At 66.6% G+C, this 18,055-nt stretch carries 18 protein-coding genes and 1 pseudogene; 9 read left to right on the top strand and 10 right to left on the bottom strand.

All coding sequences use genetic code 11. From position 1 onward, the window contains the following. Positions 1–19 precede the first annotated feature (19 nt). Entirely contained in the window at positions 20–2,629 is a 2,610-nt protein-coding gene (gene pepN / locus QNO03_RS02235) for an aminopeptidase N (protein ID WP_289601655.1), read from the top strand. 21 nt (positions 2,630–2,650) lie between these two features. On the opposite strand, the gene QNO03_RS02230 is transcribed toward pepN, so the two are convergent. The 6 genes from QNO03_RS02230 to QNO03_RS02205 all read right to left on the bottom strand — a co-directional run bounded on the left by QNO03_RS02230 (position 2,651) and on the right by QNO03_RS02205 (position 7,235). Further along, positions 2,651–2,989 carry a cupin domain-containing protein gene (locus tag QNO03_RS02230; protein ID WP_229948320.1) on the bottom strand — a complete coding sequence of 113 codons (339 nt, stop codon included), beginning with the start codon at positions 2,987–2,989 and terminating at the stop codon, positions 2,651–2,653. A 60-nt stretch (positions 2,990–3,049) separates the two neighbouring features. Next, positions 3,050–4,126 carry a lipoate-protein ligase LplAB gene (gene lplAB, locus QNO03_RS02225; protein ID WP_289601653.1) on the bottom strand — a complete coding sequence of 359 codons (1,077 nt, stop codon included), beginning with the start codon at positions 4,124–4,126 and terminating at the stop codon, positions 3,050–3,052. A 113-nt stretch (positions 4,127–4,239) separates the two neighbouring features. After that, positions 4,240–4,497 carry a type B 50S ribosomal protein L31 gene (locus QNO03_RS02220; protein ID WP_229948317.1) on the bottom strand — a complete coding sequence of 86 codons (258 nt, stop codon included), beginning with the start codon at positions 4,495–4,497 and terminating at the stop codon, positions 4,240–4,242. A gap of 132 nt (positions 4,498–4,629) precedes the next feature. Continuing rightward, entirely contained in the window at positions 4,630–5,535 is a 906-nt protein-coding gene (locus QNO03_RS02215) for a hypothetical protein (RefSeq protein ID WP_289601652.1), read from the bottom strand. Positions 5,536–5,629: 94 nt separating this feature from the next. Next, the gene (locus QNO03_RS02210; protein WP_289601651.1) at positions 5,630–6,433 is read right to left on the bottom strand and encodes a TrmH family RNA methyltransferase; all 804 of its coding nucleotides are present in this window, start codon (positions 6,431–6,433) and stop codon (positions 5,630–5,632) included. Positions 6,434–6,446: 13 nt separating this feature from the next. Further along, positions 6,447–7,235: an ABC transporter ATP-binding protein gene (locus QNO03_RS02205; RefSeq protein WP_289601650.1), complete on the bottom strand. Its 789-nt coding sequence runs from the start codon at positions 7,233–7,235 to the stop codon at positions 6,447–6,449. Between the two features lie 126 nt (positions 7,236–7,361). Here QNO03_RS02205 and serB point away from each other — a divergent pair, with 126 nt between their 5' ends. After that, entirely contained in the window at positions 7,362–8,267 is a 906-nt protein-coding gene (gene serB / locus QNO03_RS02200; protein ID WP_289601648.1) for a phosphoserine phosphatase SerB, read from the top strand. Here the strand turns inward: serB and QNO03_RS02195 are convergent. Both QNO03_RS02195 and QNO03_RS02190 read right to left on the bottom strand, forming a co-directional pair. Continuing rightward, complete coding sequence (locus QNO03_RS02195) at positions 8,264–9,040, bottom strand: SDR family oxidoreductase (protein ID WP_289601647.1); 777 nt, start codon at positions 9,038–9,040, stop codon at positions 8,264–8,266. The genes serB and QNO03_RS02195 overlap by 4 nt on opposite strands. Before the next feature lie 123 nt (positions 9,041–9,163). Then, a complete protein-coding gene (locus QNO03_RS02190) occupies positions 9,164–9,892 on the bottom strand; it encodes a beta-ketoacyl-ACP reductase (RefSeq protein WP_229948305.1) in 729 nt (242 codons plus the stop codon). A 136-nt stretch (positions 9,893–10,028) separates the two neighbouring features. Between QNO03_RS02190 and QNO03_RS02185 the strand changes: the two genes are divergently transcribed. The 3 genes from QNO03_RS02185 to QNO03_RS02175 are packed head-to-tail and all read left to right on the top strand — an operon-like array spanning position 10,029 to position 11,582. Beyond that, positions 10,029–10,415, top strand: a complete 387-nt coding sequence (locus QNO03_RS02185; protein WP_229948303.1) for a DUF3099 domain-containing protein — start codon at positions 10,029–10,031, stop codon at positions 10,413–10,415. Positions 10,416–10,424: 9 nt separating this feature from the next. Beyond that, complete coding sequence (locus tag QNO03_RS02180; protein WP_289601645.1) at positions 10,425–10,700, top strand: hypothetical protein; 276 nt, start codon at positions 10,425–10,427, stop codon at positions 10,698–10,700. After that, complete coding sequence (locus QNO03_RS02175; RefSeq protein ID WP_289601644.1) at positions 10,701–11,582, top strand: SURF1 family cytochrome oxidase biogenesis protein; 882 nt, start codon at positions 10,701–10,703, stop codon at positions 11,580–11,582. 82 nt (positions 11,583–11,664) lie between these two features. On the opposite strand, the gene QNO03_RS02170 is transcribed toward QNO03_RS02175, so the two are convergent. Next, positions 11,665–13,263: an ABC-F family ATP-binding cassette domain-containing protein gene (locus QNO03_RS02170; protein WP_229948300.1), complete on the bottom strand. Its 1,599-nt coding sequence runs from the start codon at positions 13,261–13,263 to the stop codon at positions 11,665–11,667. Between the two features lie 255 nt (positions 13,264–13,518). Here QNO03_RS02170 and QNO03_RS02165 point away from each other — a divergent pair, with 255 nt between their 5' ends. From QNO03_RS02165 to ypfJ, 4 genes and pseudogenes are all read left to right on the top strand, one after another. Next, the gene (locus tag QNO03_RS02165; protein WP_289601643.1) at positions 13,519–14,172 is read left to right on the top strand and encodes a biotin transporter BioY; all 654 of its coding nucleotides are present in this window, start codon (positions 13,519–13,521) and stop codon (positions 14,170–14,172) included. After that, the gene (locus tag QNO03_RS02160; RefSeq protein ID WP_289601641.1) at positions 14,172–14,876 is read left to right on the top strand and encodes an energy-coupling factor ABC transporter ATP-binding protein; all 705 of its coding nucleotides are present in this window, start codon (positions 14,172–14,174) and stop codon (positions 14,874–14,876) included. The genes QNO03_RS02165 and QNO03_RS02160 overlap by 1 nt, the downstream gene beginning before the upstream one ends. Further along, the gene (locus tag QNO03_RS02155; protein WP_289601639.1) at positions 14,873–15,526 is read left to right on the top strand and encodes an energy-coupling factor transporter transmembrane component T family protein; all 654 of its coding nucleotides are present in this window, start codon (positions 14,873–14,875) and stop codon (positions 15,524–15,526) included. Before QNO03_RS02160 ends, QNO03_RS02155 begins: the two co-directional genes overlap by 4 nt. A gap of 9 nt (positions 15,527–15,535) precedes the next feature. Then, positions 15,536–16,433 (top strand): annotated as a pseudogene (gene ypfJ / locus QNO03_RS02150) (KPN_02809 family neutral zinc metallopeptidase). A 232-nt stretch (positions 16,434–16,665) separates the two neighbouring features. Here the strand turns inward: ypfJ and QNO03_RS02145 are convergent. Further along, positions 16,666–17,937 carry an HNH endonuclease signature motif containing protein gene (locus tag QNO03_RS02145; protein WP_289601638.1) on the bottom strand — a complete coding sequence of 424 codons (1,272 nt, stop codon included), beginning with the start codon at positions 17,935–17,937 and terminating at the stop codon, positions 16,666–16,668. Positions 17,938–18,055: the final 118 nt, after the last annotated feature.

Here is an 18,055-nt window from a genome sequence, read left to right as displayed (position 1 = left end):
GAAGTGATTGAATGAACAGGTGCCTAACCAGAACCTGAGCCGTGATGAAGCCGCCCTGCGGTCCCGCCTGCTGTCCGTGACCGCCTACGATGTCCACCTCGACCTGGGCAACGCCGAAGACGAGGGGGCTCCGGGCTTCCGTTCCCGCAGCACCATTACCTTCGGCTGTTCCGAGCCCGGTGCCGGTACGTTCCTGGACTTCATCCACGGCGGAGTGTCTTCCGTGGTCCTGAACGGCATCGAGCTGGACCTGGCGGACGCCGTGGACGACTCCCGGATCCACCTTCCCGGCCTCCAGGCGGAGAACACCGTGACGGTGGAGGGCACCGCCTTGTACAGCCGCAGCGGCGAAGGCCTGCACCGTTTCCGCGACCCCGCGGATGGGCGCACGTACCTTTACACCCAGTACGAGCCCGCCGATGCGCGGCGGGTCTTTGCCGATTTTGAGCAGCCGGACCTGAAGGCCTCCTTTTCCTTCAGCGTGACCGCACCGAGCGGATGGCAGGTCGCGTCCAACGGCGTCGAAACGCAGCGGACGCCGCTGGGCGACGGCACCCTCAGCCGCTGGGAATTCGCACCCACCCAGCGCATTTCCACCTACATCACCACCGTGCTGGCGGGTCCATACCACCGAGCCGACGACGAGTGGTCCACCCGGCTCGACGACGGCACGGAACTGCGGGTTCCCCTGGCCGCCTACTGCCGGTCCTCCCTGGCGGGGTACTTCGACCCGAAGAACATCTTTGCGGTGACCAAGCAGGGACTCGACTACTTCCACGACCTCTTTGCCTTCCCGTACCCCTTCGGGAAATACGACTCCGCATTTGTTCCGGAGTACAACCTGGGCGCCATGGAGAATCCCGGCCTGGTGACGTTCACCGAGGCCTACGTCTTCCGGTCCCGGGCCACCGAGGCGCAGTACGAAGCGCGGGCGAACACCATCCTGCACGAGATGGCGCACATGTGGTTTGGCGACCTCGTCACGATGAAATGGTGGGACGACCTGTGGCTCAAGGAATCGTTTGCCGACTACATGGGTGCCCTGGCCGTGGACCGGGCCACCGACTTCACCAATTCCTGGGTCAGCTTCGCGAACCGGCGTAAGGCCTGGGCCTACGTCCAGGACCAGCTGCCCACCACGCACCCGATCGTGGCCGATATTCCGAACCTGGAGGCGGCGAAGCAGAACTTCGACGGCATCACGTATGCGAAGGGCGCCTCGGTGCTCAAACAGCTGGTGGCCTACGTCGGGTTCGAAGCCTTTATCGACGCCGCCCGCGGCTACTTCCGCGACCACGCCTACGGCAACACCACCCTCGCCGACCTCCTGGCCGCCCTGGAAACGGCTTCCGGCCGGGACATGGCCCTCTGGTCGGCCCGCTGGCTCCAGACCGCCGGCGTTCCTGTCCTGGTCCCGGAGACGGAGACCGGCGACGACGGCGCCTACACTTCCGTGGTCATCCGGCAGAACGCACCTGACCCCGTGAGCGGAGAACAGGTTCCCCGGCCGCACCGGCTGCGCATTGGCCTCTACGACTTCGACGGCACCGGAGCCCTGGTCCGCACCGACAGCGTGGAGCTGGACGTCGCCGGGTCCAGGACCGAGGTGCCTGAACTGGTGGGCAGGCAGCGTCCGGCCCTGCTGCTGCTCAACGACGAGGACCTGACGTACGCCAAGATCCGTTTCGACGACGCGTCGCTGGCCACGCTGCTGGACTCCCTGCACCTGCTGTCCGATCCCCTGGCCCGGGCCATCACCCTCTCGGCCCTGTGGAACACGGTCCGCGACGGTGTCCTGAGCGCCAAGGACTACGTCCGGCTCATCCAGCGGGTGGCACCGGTGGAAACCGGGGCCGGAGTGCTCCAGGTCCTGCTGGACAACGCCCTCAGCGCCATTGAGTACTACGCCCCGGCGCAGCGCCGGGAAGTGCTGCGGGAGGAGTTCTCCACCCACATAGCCGAGCAGCTGGCGGCGGCAGAACCGGGCAGCGACCGGCAGACCATCTGGGCGCGGGCCGCAGCCGGCGCCGGGCGGCGCAGCAGCAGCCATAACGCACTGCTGCGGGGACTGCTGGACGGCAGCGCCGGTATCCAGGGCCTTGCCGTGGACTCGGACCTGCGCTGGCGGCTCTGGGTGGCCCTGGCCGCAACCGGTTCCGCCACCCCTGCCGAACTGGACGCAGAACTGGCACAGGACAACACGGCCTCGGGACGGGTGGGCTTCACCACCGCGTCCGCCGCTTTCCCGGACCCGGCCGTCAAGGCCGCCGCGTGGCAGGCAATCATGCACTCCGACGCCTTGTCCAACGAGTTGCTCTCGGCCACCATCACCGGCTTCGGCCTGGGCAGCCACGAGCTGCTGGACGGATACCTGGACGACTATTTCGCGTCACTCACGGATGTCTGGGCCGGGCGCAGCATTGAGCTGGCCTCACGCGTGGTCGGCGGGCTCTATCCGGGACACCAGGACGCAATGCCGGGCATGGTGCCGGCCGATCATCCAGTGGTGCAGAAATCCGTCGAGTGGCTGGAGCTGCATTCCGGCGCTCCGGCGGCGCTGCGGCGGATCATCATCGAGCAGCAGGACCAGCTGCTGCGTTCACTGCGGGTGCAGGCTGCCGGAATGTAGCCTGCGGGAATCCGGTCCCGCTCAGGCCAGCTGCGGCTTCGCCACCGTCAGGAGGATGGCGGAGTCCTCCAGCGCCGCCACGGAATGCCGGGCCTGCGGAACGATCAGCAGGTCCCCGGCGGACCCGTCCCAGGTGTTGCCTTCGGCGGAGAGGGCAACCCGTCCTTTGAGGACATAGATCGTGGCCTCCCCGGGATTCTCATGCTCGTCCATCACAAACCCGGAGCCGAGGGCGATGACGGTCTGCCGCAGGACGTGCTCGTGTCCCCCGTAGACCGTGGAGGCGCTGCGTCCGCTGGCCGCCTGCCGTGCTGATTCGAGGTGTTGGCGGGCAAGGGCGGTCAGCGACTTTTTCTCCATTTGCGCAGTCTAGGCCCACGGACCGCCGCCCGGTAGCGCGGTGGCCCGTGGGCAGGGCTGCTAGGGAACCCGGTTCAGCCACTCCGGGGTATCGAACTTGTCCTTGACCTTCTGCTGGGCGAGGGCGATTTCCTCGTCGGTAATGCCGGCCTGGACGGCACCGTACCGGGCCGCGAAGGTATCCATCATCGTGGCGATGATGTCCTCGCGGGAGAGCCCGGTCTGGCGCTTCAGCGGGTCCACCCGCTTCTTGGCACTGGTAGTGCCCTTGTCGGAGAGCTTTTCCTTGCCGATACGCAGGACTTCGACCATCTTGTCGGCGTCGATGTTGTAGGACATGGTGACGTGGTGCAGCATGCCGCCGCTGCTGAACCGCTTCTGCGCGGCGCCGCCGATCTTGCCCTGGTCGGTGGCCATGTCATTCAGCGGAACGTACCAGGCCTGGATGCCGAGTTTCTTCAGGGATTCCATCACCCAGGCGTCCAGGAAGGGATAGGAATCGGCGAAACTCAGGCCATCCACGAGGGACTGGGGAATGTAGAGGGAGTACGTGATGGCGTTGCCGTGTTCCATGAACATGGCTCCCCCGCCGGTGATGCGCCGGACCACGGTCACCCCGTGCCGTTCCGCGCCGTCGGGGTCCACTTCGTTCTTCAGCGACTGGAAACTGCCGATGACGACGGACGGCGATTCCCATTCCCAGAACCGGAGCGTGGGATTGCGGCGGCCGGCCCCGACTTCCTCGGCGAGGACCTCGTCCATGGCCACGTGCATATGCGTCGACAGCGGCGTGGGGGGAATGATTTCCCACTGGTGGTCACCCCACCCGGTCGCTTTGCCGAGGGCGCGGCGGACGGCGGTTGCCACGGCTTCCGGCGAGAAGCCGAAAAGGACGGCGTCCGAGGGCAGCCGCAGACGCACGGCCTCGGCAATGTCACCGAAGGAAGTCTCGGCGGGCAGGCCCTCGAGTGCCGCATTGATGTCCCCCAACGCTTCATCCGGTTCCAGGAAGAAGTCACCGCCAAGGGAAACTCCGGCCAGCCGGCCGTCGCGGACATCCAGATCCACTACAACCAGCTTGCCGCCGGGAACCTTGTATTCCCCGTGCCGGCGGCCGCTGTTATCTGCGCTTGCCATTGAGACTCCTCTGTTGGAACCGGTGCCGGGACCGGACGGTCCCTCTGACAGGGAAAGGCCCGCCGGGCTGATGCCGACGGACCTCTCCAGGTACTGCTGTGTTTCCGGACTGGCTACTTCTTGCCGCCGAAGCCCTTGAAGCGGGCGTTGAAGCGCTCGACCCGGCCGGCGGAGTCCATGATGCGCTGCTTGCCCGTGTAGAACGGGTGCGATGCGGAGGAGATTTCCACCTCGATGAGCGGGTAGGTGTTTCCGTCTTCCCACTCAATCGTCTTGGAGGAGGTGGCGGTCGAGGCCGTCAGGAAAGCGGTGTCGGACGCGAGGTCACGGAAGACAACCGGTGCATACTTGGGGTGGATATCAGACTTCACAGTTTTACCTTCTTTTGGTGCCTGGATTTTGCCAGCCACGGTGTGGTTGAAAGCTTTATTGGCCGTGCATTGCGGCCAGCAACCAATACTAACGCATTTAGGGTTCCGGCAGGAAACGACACGGTCCCGGATTCAGGACAACGGCCGGGTCCCCCACTGCGTGTTGACGGCCGTGATGGTCGAGGTGACCCCCTGGATCAACCCGGTGATTTCGATCCGCAGCGGGCGGTAGTAGTCGTCCAGGTACAACACGAAGGATCCGGCCGGCAGCACCGCTGATGAGCCCGGCTCCCCGGCGGCTTCCTTTCCGGCAGCTTCCTGCCCAGCCGTATCGAAGCTGCCGCTGAGCCGGGTGTATACCGTTCCGTCTGCGCCGTAGTCCACCGCGACCTGTTCCGCCGGAGCAAGCAGGCCCGCGACCCGTTCGGGCCGCACGGTGAGTTCCGCGGCATCAGCCAGGACAGCCGCGTAGGCCTCCTCCGCAGTCCCTGCAGGGTCTGCGGAAATGTCCGCTTCCGCCTGGTGAAGCACCCGGTGCCCTTCACGGATGCTGATACCCAGGTCCTCGTCCGTGTCCTGCAGGGTCATGGCGAAGCCCGGAGTCGTCATGAAACGGACGTCGTAGGTGCCGGCGGGCAGCCAGCTGGTGCTGGTCTGCAGGGTTTGGATGCCGCCCTCCCCCGCTGCCATGGCAGCGGAGACACAGGTTCCGGCCTCAGGGCCAGGCATCGGCCCGGGGTCCCGGCGGAGCATCCACTGGCACGCGTCCTGGACTGCCTGCGGCATGCCTGCCTGACGTCCGGTGACATCCACCGGTGACTGTGACGGTGACGGTGACGGTGCAGGTTCCGTGGACGGGACCGGCGCAGGCCGGGGGCGGGCAGGAGCTGCGACCGGCGGCACGGACGGGGACCGCGAGGCTGCAGCCTGGCGGTCCCGCAGCTGATCCGCCGTCGGACCACAGGCGGACACCGTCAGCAGCAGCCCCGCACACAGTGCCAGCACGGTACCTTGCCGGGTCTTTGCACGGGATTCCATGGCTGCTCCGCTGGCGTCCTCAGGGGGTCGGTGGCTGGGGCACAGTCTGGCACCTGGGGGGCCGCAGGGTAAGGGCAATGGCCCCTGGGCGGGGTTAGGGCCGGCACTCCCAGAACGCCACAGCACTGGCGGCGGCAACGTTGAGTGAATCAACGCCTCCGCTCATCGGAATCCGTACCGCAAGATCGACGCCGGCAAGGGTGGTGTCCGCCAGGCCGTCGCCTTCCGTCCCGAGGACCAGGGCCAGCCGCGGGTCGCGCCGGGCGCTGAGCTCATCCAGCGTCAGCGAGTCCTCGCGCAGGGCGAGGGCCGCGGAAACGAACCCTGCCTCCCGGAGCTCTTCGAGCTGTCCGGGCCAGTCCGTCAGGCGTACCCACGGGACCTGGAACACTGTTCCCATGCTCACCCGGATGGCCCGGCGGTAGAGGGGATCCGCACAGCGGGGCGTGACCAGGACGGCGTCGACCTGCAGGGCTGCGGCGGAACGGAAGATGGCGCCGATGTTGGTGTGGTCGACAATGTCCTCCAGCACGGCGACGCGGCGGGCGGTAGCCAGCACGTCCGCGAGGTCCAGCGGAGCAGGGCGTTCCATGGCAGCCAGGGCACCCCGGTGCAGATGGAAGCCGGTAATTTCCTCCAGGACCTCCGCCGTACCGACGAAGGCGGGAACATCGGGGAACCGCTCCAGGATGTCCTGCAGGTCGGGCAGCCACTTTTCGGCCAGGAAGAAGGACCGCGGGCGGTGCCCGGCGTCAACGGCCCGGCGCAGGACCTTGGAGGATTCGGCTATGTACATGCCCTCCTCCGGTTCACGCCGGCGCCGCAGGGACGTGTCAGTCAGGGAGGTGTAGTCGGAAACACGGGGATCGCCGGCCGACTGCAGGTACTGAAGGTTCACCCGGGGCCTGCTCCTAGCCGCGCCGGGCGGTGGCGGAATACCGGCCGTCCTCGCGCCGGAGGTCCAGCGGGAGGTCGAATGCCGTGCTCAGGTGTTCTTCGGTGAGCACCTCGTCGATGGGACCGGCGGCCACAACGCCGCCGTCGCGCAGCAGCAGGGCATGCGTAAAGCCGGTGGGAACTTCTTCCAGATGGTGGGTGACCAGCACCATGGCCGGGGCTTCTTCGTCGCGGGCCAGTTCGCCGAGGCGGTAGAGCAGGTCTTCGCGCCCGGCCAGGTCCAGGCCTGCTGCAGGTTCGTCCAGCAGCAGCAGTTCGGGATCCGTCATCAGGGCGCGCGCAATCTGCACCCGCTTGCGTTCACCTTCGCTGAGCGAGGAGAAGCGGCGGTTCATGAAGGTGGACATGCCCCACTCGTGCAGCAGGCGGAAGGCGCGGCGCTCGTCGAGCTTTTCGTACTTCTCGCGCCAGCGTCCGGTCATCCCGTAGGACGCCGTGAGCACGACATTGAGGACGGTTTCGTCTTCCGGGATCTGTCCGGCCAGGGCTGCGGAGGCCAGGCCGATACGGGGGCGGAGTTCAAAAACGTCCACCGCACCCAGGACTTCATCGAGGATTCCCGCTACGCCGCGCGTGGGGTGCATCCGGCCGCTGGCAATCTGCAGCAGCGTGGTCTTGCCGGCACCGTTGGGGCCCATGATCACCCAGCGTTCGCCTTCCCTGACCTGCCAGTTCACGCCGTCCAACAGGGTTTTACCGCCGCGGACAACGCTTACACCGGCAAATTCAAGAACATCACTCATAGCACTAGACATTAGGCTAAGGAAAGGGGCATTGGCCAAACGATAGGCCGCAGCGGCCACGTGGCCGCTGCCGGGAATCCCCTGCCGAACAGGTACCTACCCGCTGGACCGAGCAGAACGGAAACCATGCCCAACTCCCCTGAATACAGTGTCGTCAGCTACGGACGGGACCTGTCCGATGCGTACCTGGGTGCCGTGCAGGGGGCCGTCACCGGTCTGGGTGCGCGGATCGTGGAGCTGGAGAACGCGGCGGGAGACGGTTACACGGTGTCCAAGCTGTATGTGGCGTACGACGGCGGCCTGGCGCGGCTGAGGCGGTGCGTCGCCGCGGCGGCGGCAGCGGTGCCGGACAAGCGGGGCGGTGAGCACAGTGCCGTGGTTCCGCCGTCGCTGCTGGAGGATGCGCGGAAGCTGCTGGTGATGGACGTGGACTCGACCCTGATCAAGCAGGAGGTCATCGAGCTGCTGGCAGCCCACGCGGGCCGTGAAGCGGAGGTGGCCGCCGTGACCGAGGCGGCCATGCGCGGCGAACTGGACTTCGCCGCCAGCCTGCATGCCCGGGTGAAGACCCTCGCCGGGCTGCCGGCGTCGGTCATTGACGAGGTGGGCGCACGGATCGAGCTCTCGGACGGCGCGGAACTCCTCGTGAAGGAGTTCCTGGCCGCCGGACACGGGGTTGCCGTGGTGTCCGGTGGTTTCAGCCAGGTACTGGATCCGCTGGCGGACCGCCTGCGGCTGAGCTTCCGGCGGGCGAACCTGCTGGACATCGAGGACGGCGTCCTGACCGGCGCGGTGTCCGGGGAAGTCGTCGACCGGGCGGTGAAGGCGCGGTCACTGGCCGAGTGGGCACAGACACTGGACGTGGCACCGGGCCACACCATCGCGGTGGGCGACGGCGCCAATGACCTGGACATGCTTGCGGCGGCCGCACTGGGGGTGGCGTTTAACGCCAAACCGGCAGTGCAGGCCGCCGCGGATGCCGTGCTGAACCTGCCACGCCTGGACGTGGTGCAGCACTTCGTGAAGCTCTAGGCGGGGCCGCCCGCAGAGTCCGCTGCCGCGCCGGCGGCCAGGTAATCGGCGCCGCCCACGTATTCGGTGTGACCGGAGGCGACGTCGGCGGTGGCCATACGGGCCACTTCTGCACCGAACTCCTGCACCGAATACAGCCGGCCGGCTTCCTCGCGGCGGGCTTCGATGGCACCGGGGTTGGCCCGGTCCAACAGGGTGGCCGTCACCGTGCCCTCGATCATGTCACCGGAGACCACAACGAGGGTGATGCCCTTTTCCTCCAGCTGCGGGAGCATGCTGCGCAGGGCATCCTCACCGGCGCGCTTGCTGAGGGCCACGGCTTCGTACTCCGGCATGGTCGGAACCGAGCGGATGAAATGCGCCTGGTGGCTGGTCACGAAGACCACCCGCGAACCGGACGGCATCACGTCCAGGGCGGCGGTGAGCATGTTCACCTGTGCGTCGCGGTTCAGCTTCAGTGCGTAGTTTTCCTCCACCCCGGTTTCCATTCCGCCGGAGGCGTTGAGGACCAGCACGTCGAGCCCGCCGAAGTTTTCCTTTGCAGCGGCGATCAGTGCCGCAGTGCCTTCGGCCGCGGTGAGGTCGGCGCCGACGGCGACTGCGCGTCCACCGGCCTCCTCAATGGCAGCGACCACCTTGTTGGCACGCGGTGCCTTCTGGCGGTAATTGACGACGACGCCTGCGCCTTCGGCAGCGAGGAACCGGGCCACCTCGGCTCCGATTCCACGCGATGATCCGGTGACTATCGCGGCTTTGCCTTCCAGCAGGCCCATGGAAACTCCTTTTTGTAGAAAGTATCTAAGCGTTCAGCTCTCCGGATCCCATCCTGCCAGCCGGCGGACGGCCCGGCAGTTGTGGAAACCTCCAACGATTCCGCAGCAGCGCGTTGGACCGGGTCAGTGCCCCATGCCCAGGCCGCCGTCGACCGGGATGACTGCGCCGGAAATGTAGCCCGCTTCGGGGCCGGCGATCCAGCGCACCACGTTGGCTACTTCTTCGGGCTCGGCGAACCGGCCGGCGGGGATGGAGGACAGGTAGTTCTTCTGGGTGTCCTCCGGCAGTGCGCGGGTCATGTCGGTGTTGATGAAGCCCGGCGCAACGACATTGGCCGTGATGTTCCGAGAGCCCAGCTCGCGGGTCAGGGAACGGGCAATGCCGATCAGTCCGGACTTCGACGCCGAGTAGTTGATCTGCCCGGGTGAGCCGTAGAGTCCCACCACCGAGGAGATCAGCACTACCCGGCCCTTCTTCATCCGCAGCATGCCCTTGGAGGCCCGCTTGATCACCCGGAAGGCCCCCGTGAGGTTCGTGTCGATGACGTCGGTGAAATCGTCTTCGCTCATCCGCAGGAGCAGGGTGTCGCGGGTGATGCCGGCATTGGCCACGAGGACTTCGACCGGACCATGGGCGGCTTCCACCTCGGTGAACGCGGCGTCGATGGATGCCATATCCGTCACATCGGCCTTGACTCCCAGCATGCCGGCGGGAACCTCGCCGCTGCGGTAGGTGATGGCCACGCGGTCGCCGGCGGCCAGGAACGCGGAGGCAATCGCCAGCCCGATTCCACGGTTTCCGCCAGTCACCAGGACGCTGCGGCCGGACTCGTTCTCAGGGGTGTTCTGCACGGATATTCCTTCTTTCAGCCTTCGATGGGGGTTGCCTCGATCCTACGTGCGCGGGATTCAACTTCTACAACGCCGCTGCTAGTGAGAGAATGAACGAACCTGTTTGGAGGGTGATGACGACTACCGATGGCTACTGATGGCTAGGGACACAAACCGCGGCGACAGCGTTCCCAGAATCACCGACGCACCCAACCCGCACACTGACGAAATGCGCACCCGCATGATCAAATACGGCGTGTCCATGGGTATCCGTGTGGTCTGCCTGTTCCTGATGTTCTTTGTCCACGGCTGGCTGCTGTGGGTGGTGATTGCCGGTGCGGTGGTGCTGCCGTATTTCGCGGTCATCATGGCCAACGGTGGCGCGGATACCCGCAATATGACGGCTTCCGACGCCCTGATCGACCGCCCGCCGGCAACAGCCCTGAATGCCCCGGCCGCCCCGGAGGCAGCCCCGGAAACTCCCGAGACCACGGTGGTGGCGGGCGAAATCGTAGACAACGACGACGACGAAGACAAGGCCTGATCCCCCAGCATGAACCTCCTCGATTCCCTCTCCGGCACCCCCGCAGCAGACGCAGGCGAACGCACGCCAGTGTGCTCGCGCAAGGCCTGCCGGCTCGACGCCCAGTGGCGGCTGCTCTGGAACAACCCCCGCATCCACACCCCGGAGCGGCGGAAGACCTGGCTTTCCTGCGGGGAGCACCGCGGATGGCTGGAGGACTACCTGCAGACGCGGGGACTCTGGAAGGAAACCCTGCCCTTGGAAAGCGACGCGCCCGGCGCCGGAGCCCAGGGCGGTAGGAACTAGATGTACCGCTTCCTCTTCTCAGCCCGCTGGCTGGGCTGGTTCGTGCTCGTCTGTGTCCTGGCCGCCGCCTGCGTCAGCCTTGGCCTGTGGCAGATGGACCGCCGCGAGGCGTCCCTCGCCGACACTGCGCGCATTGAGAACAACTACGACGCCGACCCGGTTCCCTACACGGAGGCCGAGCAGTACTTCGACACCTATGACGAGGGCGCGGAATGGCTGCCCGTCAGGCTCGAGGGCACCTACGATTCCGAAGCGCAGCGCATTGTCCGCAACCGTCCGCTCAAGGGCCGGCCCGGGTATGAGGTGCTGGTGCCGCTAAAGCTCGACGACGGCAGCAGCGTGGCCGTCAACCGCGGCTGGCTGCCGATCGGCGATGACGAAGCCGGCCGTCCGGACAGCATTCCGGCTGCCCCTGAAGGGCGGGTGACCGTGGTGGGCCGGATCAAGGCCGCGGAACCAACCCTCGCCCGCACCGCCCCCGAGGGCCAGCTGCCGTCTATCGACCTGGGCGCTTTCGCCAAACAGCTCGACTATCCGCTCCATCAGGGCGCCTACGCCCTGATGTCCAGCGAGGACCCGCGGGCCGACGTCGTACCCGAAACGGCTCCGCGACCCGAAGTCGATGAGGGCCTGCACCTCTCCTACGGACTGCAGTGGTACGGGTTCGCACTGATGATGTTCCTGGGCCTGGGGTACGCCGCCCGCCAGGAAGCGCTCAACCGGTACTACGACGGTATTGAGGACGAGGACGACGAACTGGACGACGACGAAGTCATCGCCGCCCACCCGGCCCCGTCCCGGCGTCGTCCGCCGCGCCGCAAAAAGCGCGGTCCTACCGGCGAAGAGGAAGAAGACGCGATCCTCGACGCACAGGGGTTCTAGCCCCGCGCTCCCCGCAGACAAAACAGCGGCCCTGCTCCAATCGGAGCAGGGCCGCTGTTCTTTGCCCAAGAGGCGGCGGCGGTTAGGCCAACGTCACCAGTTCAAGATAGTTCTCGTTCCAGTGGTCCTCGTCGCCGTCCGGCAGGAGCACCACGCGTTCGGGGTTCAGTGCCGCGACGGCGCCCTCATCGTGGCTGACCATCACCACGGCGCCGGTGTAGTTGCTCAGGGCGCCCAGGATTTCCGCACGGGAGGCGGGGTCCAGGTTGTTGGTGGGCTCATCCAGCAGCAGCACGTTGGCCGAGGACGCCACGATCGTGGCCAGGGCCAGTCGGGTCTTCTCGCCGCCGGAAAGGACGCCGGCCTTCTTCTCGACGTCGTCGCCGCTGAACATGAAGGAGCCCAGCACGCTGCGGACCTCGGCGTCGTCCATGTCGGGGGCGGAGGAACGCATGTTCTCGAGGACCGTCCGGTCCGTATCGAGGGTTTCGTGCTCCTGGGCGTAGTAGCCCACCTTGAGTCCGTGTCCGGCGATGACCTTGCCGGTATCCGGCTTGTCGACGCCGGCCAGCATCCGCAGCAGCGTGGTCTTGCCGGCGCCGTTCAGGCCCAGGATGACCACCTTGGAACCGCGGTCGATCGCCAGGTCCACGTCGGTGAAGATCTCCAGCGAACCGTAGCTCTTGCTCAGGCCCTCTGCGGTCATGGGCGTCTTGCCGCACGGTGCCGGATCCGGGAAGCGCAGCGCAGCGACGCGGTCGGTGGCGCGGACGGCGTCCAGGCCGCCCATCAGGCGGTCGACGCGCTTGAGCATGCTCTGCGCGGCGGAGGCACCGGACGCGCGGGCCTTCATCTTGTTGGCCTGGGCCAGCAGGATGCCTGCCTTCTTCTCGGTGTTGGCGCGTTCGCGCTTCCGGGCACGCTCGTCAGTCTCGCGCTGGATCTTGTAGCGCTTCCAGTCCATGTTGTAGATGTCGATGGTGGCGCGGTTGGCGTCCAGGCTGAAGACCTTGTTCACGGTTGCTTCAAGGAGCTCGGTGTCGTGGCTGATCACGATCAGGCCGCCGGTGTGGTTCTTCAGGAATTCGCGCAGCCAGGCGATGGAATCGGCGTCGAGGTGGTTGGTGGGCTCATCGAGGAGCATCGTCTCGGCGTCGGAATACAGGATCCGGGCCAGTTCCACGCGGCGGCGCTGGCCACCGGAAAGGGTCTTCAGGGGCTGGTTCAGCAGCCGGTCCGGGAGGGCCAGGTTGGCACAGATGGTGGCCGCTTCCGACTCCGCGGCGTAACCGCCGGCGGACAGGAACTCGGACTCCAGCCGGTCATACCGGTTCATGGCCTTCTGCGAGATTTTCGGATCGTCGCTGGCCATTTCGTCCTGGCACTTCTTCAGCTGCGCCGAGACCAGGTCCAGGCCACGGGCCGACAGGATGCGGTCACGGCCGAGCTGGTCCATGTCCGGGGTCCGCGGATCCTGGGGCAGGTAGCCGATGTCGCCGACCCGTTTGACGGTGCCTGAAGCCGGAAGGGCCTCACCGGCGAGGACTTTGGTCAGGGTGGTCTTGCCGGCGCCGTTGCGGCCCACCAGCCCGATTTTGTCTCCCTTGTCAACACGGAATGAAACCGCTTCCATGAGCAGCCGTGCGCCTGCACGCAGCTCGAGACCAGATACGGAAATCACTCAGTGGACCTTTCGAAGGTTTTTGGTATTGCAGATACGCTGCGCGGTGCGCGGGCCTCAAAACGATGGGAGTCCATCGAGGAGGGAAGGGTCACTTGGACCGGTCATGGGGGCCTGGTTGGCCGTAACAGCCTTTCCAGTCTAGCCGCCATCGTCCATTTGTAGAAAACCTCCAATGGAATACCGCCCCTGCGCAGCTAGTGTTCAAAACGCATTCCGGTCCGTTTTTCTTCCCCTACAAGGAAAAGTGCAGCGATGAACAACACTCCGGCCGACGCGCCCCGGCCCGCTCCCGCCGCCGGTAACGGTGCCCACGGTTCAGCGCGCACCGGACTGCGCTCCCGCCGCCGGTGGACGTCCGCGGACCTGTCCCTGATTGCCGTCTTCGCTGCACTCACCGCGGTTTTCTCCATCCTTCCCGGAGTGCCGCTGGGTGCCGGTGTACCGATCACCCTGCAGACACTGGCCGTGATGCTCACCGGGATCCTCCTTGGGCCCGGCCGGGGAGCTGCCGCCGTGGGGCTCTTCCTGCTGGCGGGACTGGCCGGGCTGCCGGTCTTCAGTGGCTTCAGCGGAGGGCTGGGCGTGCTCGCGGCGCCCTCCGCCGGGTACCTGCTGTCCTTCCCGGTGGCCGCCGCCGTCGTCGGGCTGTTGTCAGGACTGGTGCTCCGGCGTACCCGGCGGGCACGGACCGTCCTGCTGTTCGCCGCGGCGCTGGCGACGAGCTTCCTGGTGGTCCATCCGGCCGGGATTGCCGGGCTGATGCTCAACGCGCAGCTGTCCTTCCCCGCAGCGCTGGCAGCCGACATGGCTTTCTGGCCCGGAGACGTGGTCAAGAACATACTCGCGGCCGTGGTTGCGGTCAGTGTGTTCAAGGCTTTCCCGGCTGGCCTGCGCCGGAACCGCTGATGCCCTCGATCCTGCTGCAGGATGTCAGCGTGCTCCCGTCCGACGACGGCGGGGCGCGGAAACCGATCCTGCACCCGCTGTCGCTGGAGCTCACCACGGCGCGTACCGCCGTCGTCGGGGCCAACGGCTCAGGCAAATCGACGCTGCTCAAACTGCTGAACGGGCTGGTGCTGCCGGATACCGGTTCGGTTCGCGTGGACGGGCTGGACACTGCCCGGCAGGGGGCGGCCGTGCGGCGGCGCGTCGGATTTGTCTTCACCGATCCCCTCTCGCAATTGGTGATGCCCACCGGGAGGGACGACGTCGAACTGTCGCTGCGGTCCTCGGTCCGGAACCGCGCCCAGCGCCGTGCTGCAGCCGAGGCCCGGCTTGAGGCGTTTGGGCTGCTGGAACTGGCCGACCGGAGCATCTATGACCTGTCCGGCGGTGAACGGCAACTGATGGCGCTGGCCTCGGTCCTGGCGGTCGAGCCTGCCGTCCTCGTCGCGGATGAACCCAGCACCCTGCTGGACCTGCGCAACACCTCACGGCTGCGGCGGCTTTTCGCCACGCTGCCGCAGCAGCTGATCTACACGACACATGACCTCGACTTCGCCGCCGACGCCGACCGTGTGCTGGTGATGGACCAGGGCCGGGTGGTGTTCGACGGAGGTCCGGAGGAAGCACTTACCGCATACCGGGCGCTGGCTCTGGGGGTCGGATGAAACGTTCCGTCCGCACCACTGACCTGCTGGGCTCCTACCGTCCGGGCTCTTCCCCTGTGCACGCTGCGCCGCTGGCACTGAAGGCCGGTGCCTTGGTTATCCTCTCCGCGGCAGTGCTCGTGCTCCGCTCCCCCGCAGTCCTTGCCGTCGCTGCCGTCCTGGTGCTTACCGCCTACGCGTCCGCGCGGCTGCTGCGCGGGATCTGGCAGCCGCTGAGGATGATGTGGCCCGTCCTGGTCCTGCTGGGGATTTTTCAGTGGTGGACCAACGGGGTGCCGGCCGCTGTCATGGTGACCGGCAGCATCGTGGTCTGCGTCATGGCGGCGCGGCTGCTTCCGCTGACCACTGCCCCGCAGGTACTGCTGGACGGACTGGTGTCGCTGGCACGGCCGCTGCGTCCGCTGGGTGCGGACCCGGAACGGTTCGGGCTCACCCTGGCGCTGATGCTGCGCAGCATCCCGTTCCTGCTCGGCTCCGCCCGGGACGTCCGGGAATCGGCCATGGCACGCGGGCTGGAGCGGAATCCCCGGGCCCTCACCGTTCCGGTAGTCATCCGGGCGGTCGCCTATGCCCGTCAGACCGGCGATGCCCTGGCGGCACGCGGAATCGGCGAAGCTTCGGAGACAAAGGTTGCCCGAGGCAACCGATAATCTGGGCACATGAGTTTCAACAACAACGCCCGGCTGGATTCTTCACGGGTCAGTGACCGGCGCGGTAAAGGTAAAGGCCGTAGGTGGCGGACTGGGCGGCGGTCTGTTGCTGATCCTGTCCCTGTTCTTCGGTTCGGATGTGATTGACGGCCTGGGTCTCAGTGACGGTTCCGGCGTCGCCGCCGGCCAGGCGCAGTCCGAAAGCATCGATACCTGCCTCAACGGTGAAGATGCCAACGAGCGGTTGGACTGCCGCATCCTCGGTACTGCCGAGAGCCTCGACAGCTTCTGGGAGCCGTACCTTGCCGGCTACGGCCAGACCTACACGGAACCCGGCGTCGTCCTCTTTACGGACCAGACCAACACCGCCTGTGGTGCCGCTACCAGTGCCGTCGGACCGTTCTACTGCCCGGCGGACGAGCAGACGTACTACGACACCGCGTTCTTCTCCGATCTGGTCACCAACTACGGGTCCTCCGGCGGCCCGCTGGCGCAGGAATACGTGGTTGCGCATGAGTTCGGCCACCACATCCAGCAGATCACCGGTTCCAGTGCGGGCCGGAACGCGGACCCGCAGGGCGCCGACTCCGCCTCGGTACGCACCGAGCTGCAGGCCGACTGCTATGCCGGCCTGTGGGCACGGCATGCGGCGGACCAGCCGGCTCCGGGCTCGGACGTGCCGTTCCTGGCTCCGTTTACCGAGGCGGACGTCAGTGACGCCCTTTCGGCTGCATCAGCCATCGGCGATGACCGGATCCAGGCTTCGGCTACCGGACAGGTCAACCCGGAAAGCTGGACCCACGGCTCCAGTGCGCAGCGCCAAGCATGGTTCCTTGCGGGCTACAACGACGGCGGCAGCCTCGAAGCGTGCGATACCTTCAGCGCTGCGGATCTGTCCCGGCCGTAGCGGGGTCTGGCCGCATGCTTCCTCACGCGTAGGGCGGGCCGAACGTCTGGCTCACTGCAGGTGCCTGCCGACCGTCAGGCGCACGTGTCGGGTGGGCCGAACGTCTGGCTCTCCCGTAGGGCGGGCCGAACTCCTGGCCAACACGTGGGGCGGAACGAACGTCTGGCACACCCGTGCGCCGAAGTCTGGCTCATCCGTAGGCCGGGCCGCGTTCGACCGTGGCACTGCGGTGTCAGAACGGCGGTGCTGCCTCCGGTCCTTTGCCACTCCCCGGACCAGATGCCGGATGAGGTGCCACATTCGGTGGGCCCAGATCCAGGAAGGGATCGGTCCGGTAGACGCGTCCGGTGGGCGAGGTCCACTGGATCACCCCGGGCGTGGGTTGGCAGGCTTTCCAATAACCAAGTGTCTTGAACCGGTGATGCCGGCGGCACAGGTGTTCCAGGTTCCCGTGGTCGGTAGGACCACCTTTCGCCCAATCAGTTGTGTGGTCGATGTCCGCGTTCGCGGTAGTGACCCGGCAGCCGGGGAACCGGCAGGTCCCGTCCCGGGCACGCAGCCAGCGGCGCAGTCCGGCGGGCACTTTTCGCCGCCTTCCCACCCCAAGGATTTCCCCGGTCCGCGGGTCCTGCGCGAGTCCGGTCCAGCCTGCGGCGTTGCGAGCGAGCCTGCGGGCCGCCTCGGCGCTGATAGGTCCGTAGCCGTGCAGTTCCGCCGGCCGGTCATCGGCACCGAACAGTGTTTCGGCGTTGATCAGGACCATGATTTCCGCCCGCGGCACGGCACCTGAATCTTCGCAATCGGTTCCGTGGGCACCGGCCTTACCAGTCCCGGCATGAGTCCCAACCCCGCCGCCACGCGTGGAGCTGAGCCCACCCATCAGCAGCTGCGCCAGGATGTCTGCCCGCAGCTGATCCGCGGTCCGAGTATCCCCGGCCGTCTGCTCGCCCCGCGCTGCGGTAGTTAGTGTCGTGTAGATCTGCTGGGCTTCCTCGGCCCGCAGATGAGCCGACAGGCAGGACATCCCGTCCTCTTCCCGGTCCAGAGTGACCTTGCGCTGCTCGAACGCGGTGAGGTGCCTTTTCGCGATGGTGTCCGGGTACTGTTTCTCGCGCAGCCGCCGGGCCTTGGCGGAGAACTGCGCCCGGGTCTGCCCCTCAGCGGCCTTGAGCAGGCTGGCTTCGAATTCCGGCAGTGCAGCGGGAGGAACGTTCTGACACTGGTCCAGCACCACCTGCGCGTGGGCGTAGCTAATCTGTCCTTCTTCCAGACCGGCCAGGGTGGCGGTATGGGTACTGCACAGGCTGCCCGCTTCGAACATCATGCGCTGGGCGGTGACCTGAGGAACGTTCAGAATGGCCGCGCATTCGGACGCTGCAACACTAAACGCCATCCCGGGCTCAACCCGCCCCGATGCGTCAAAGAAGCGGTCCGTGAAGAGCTCTTCCATCCGGTTCACCAACCTGGCCTGCTGCGCCTGTGCCCACGAAATCAGATGAGCCATCCTGCCTAAAGCGTCTCCGACGGTTTGCTCATCGAAGGCTTCGAGGTTCTGCAATGCCAACGTTCCGGTGAAGCCATCCGGGTACAGGCGCTCAGGGCTTCCTACGTCGCCCCGATCA

This window comes from Arthrobacter sp. zg-Y877, from assembly GCF_030373105.1.
Lineage (GTDB): Bacteria > Actinomycetota > Actinomycetes > Actinomycetales > Micrococcaceae > Arthrobacter_B.
Note: the sequence above shows the minus strand (reverse complement) of the source record. Positions and strands in the feature narration are given on the sequence as shown.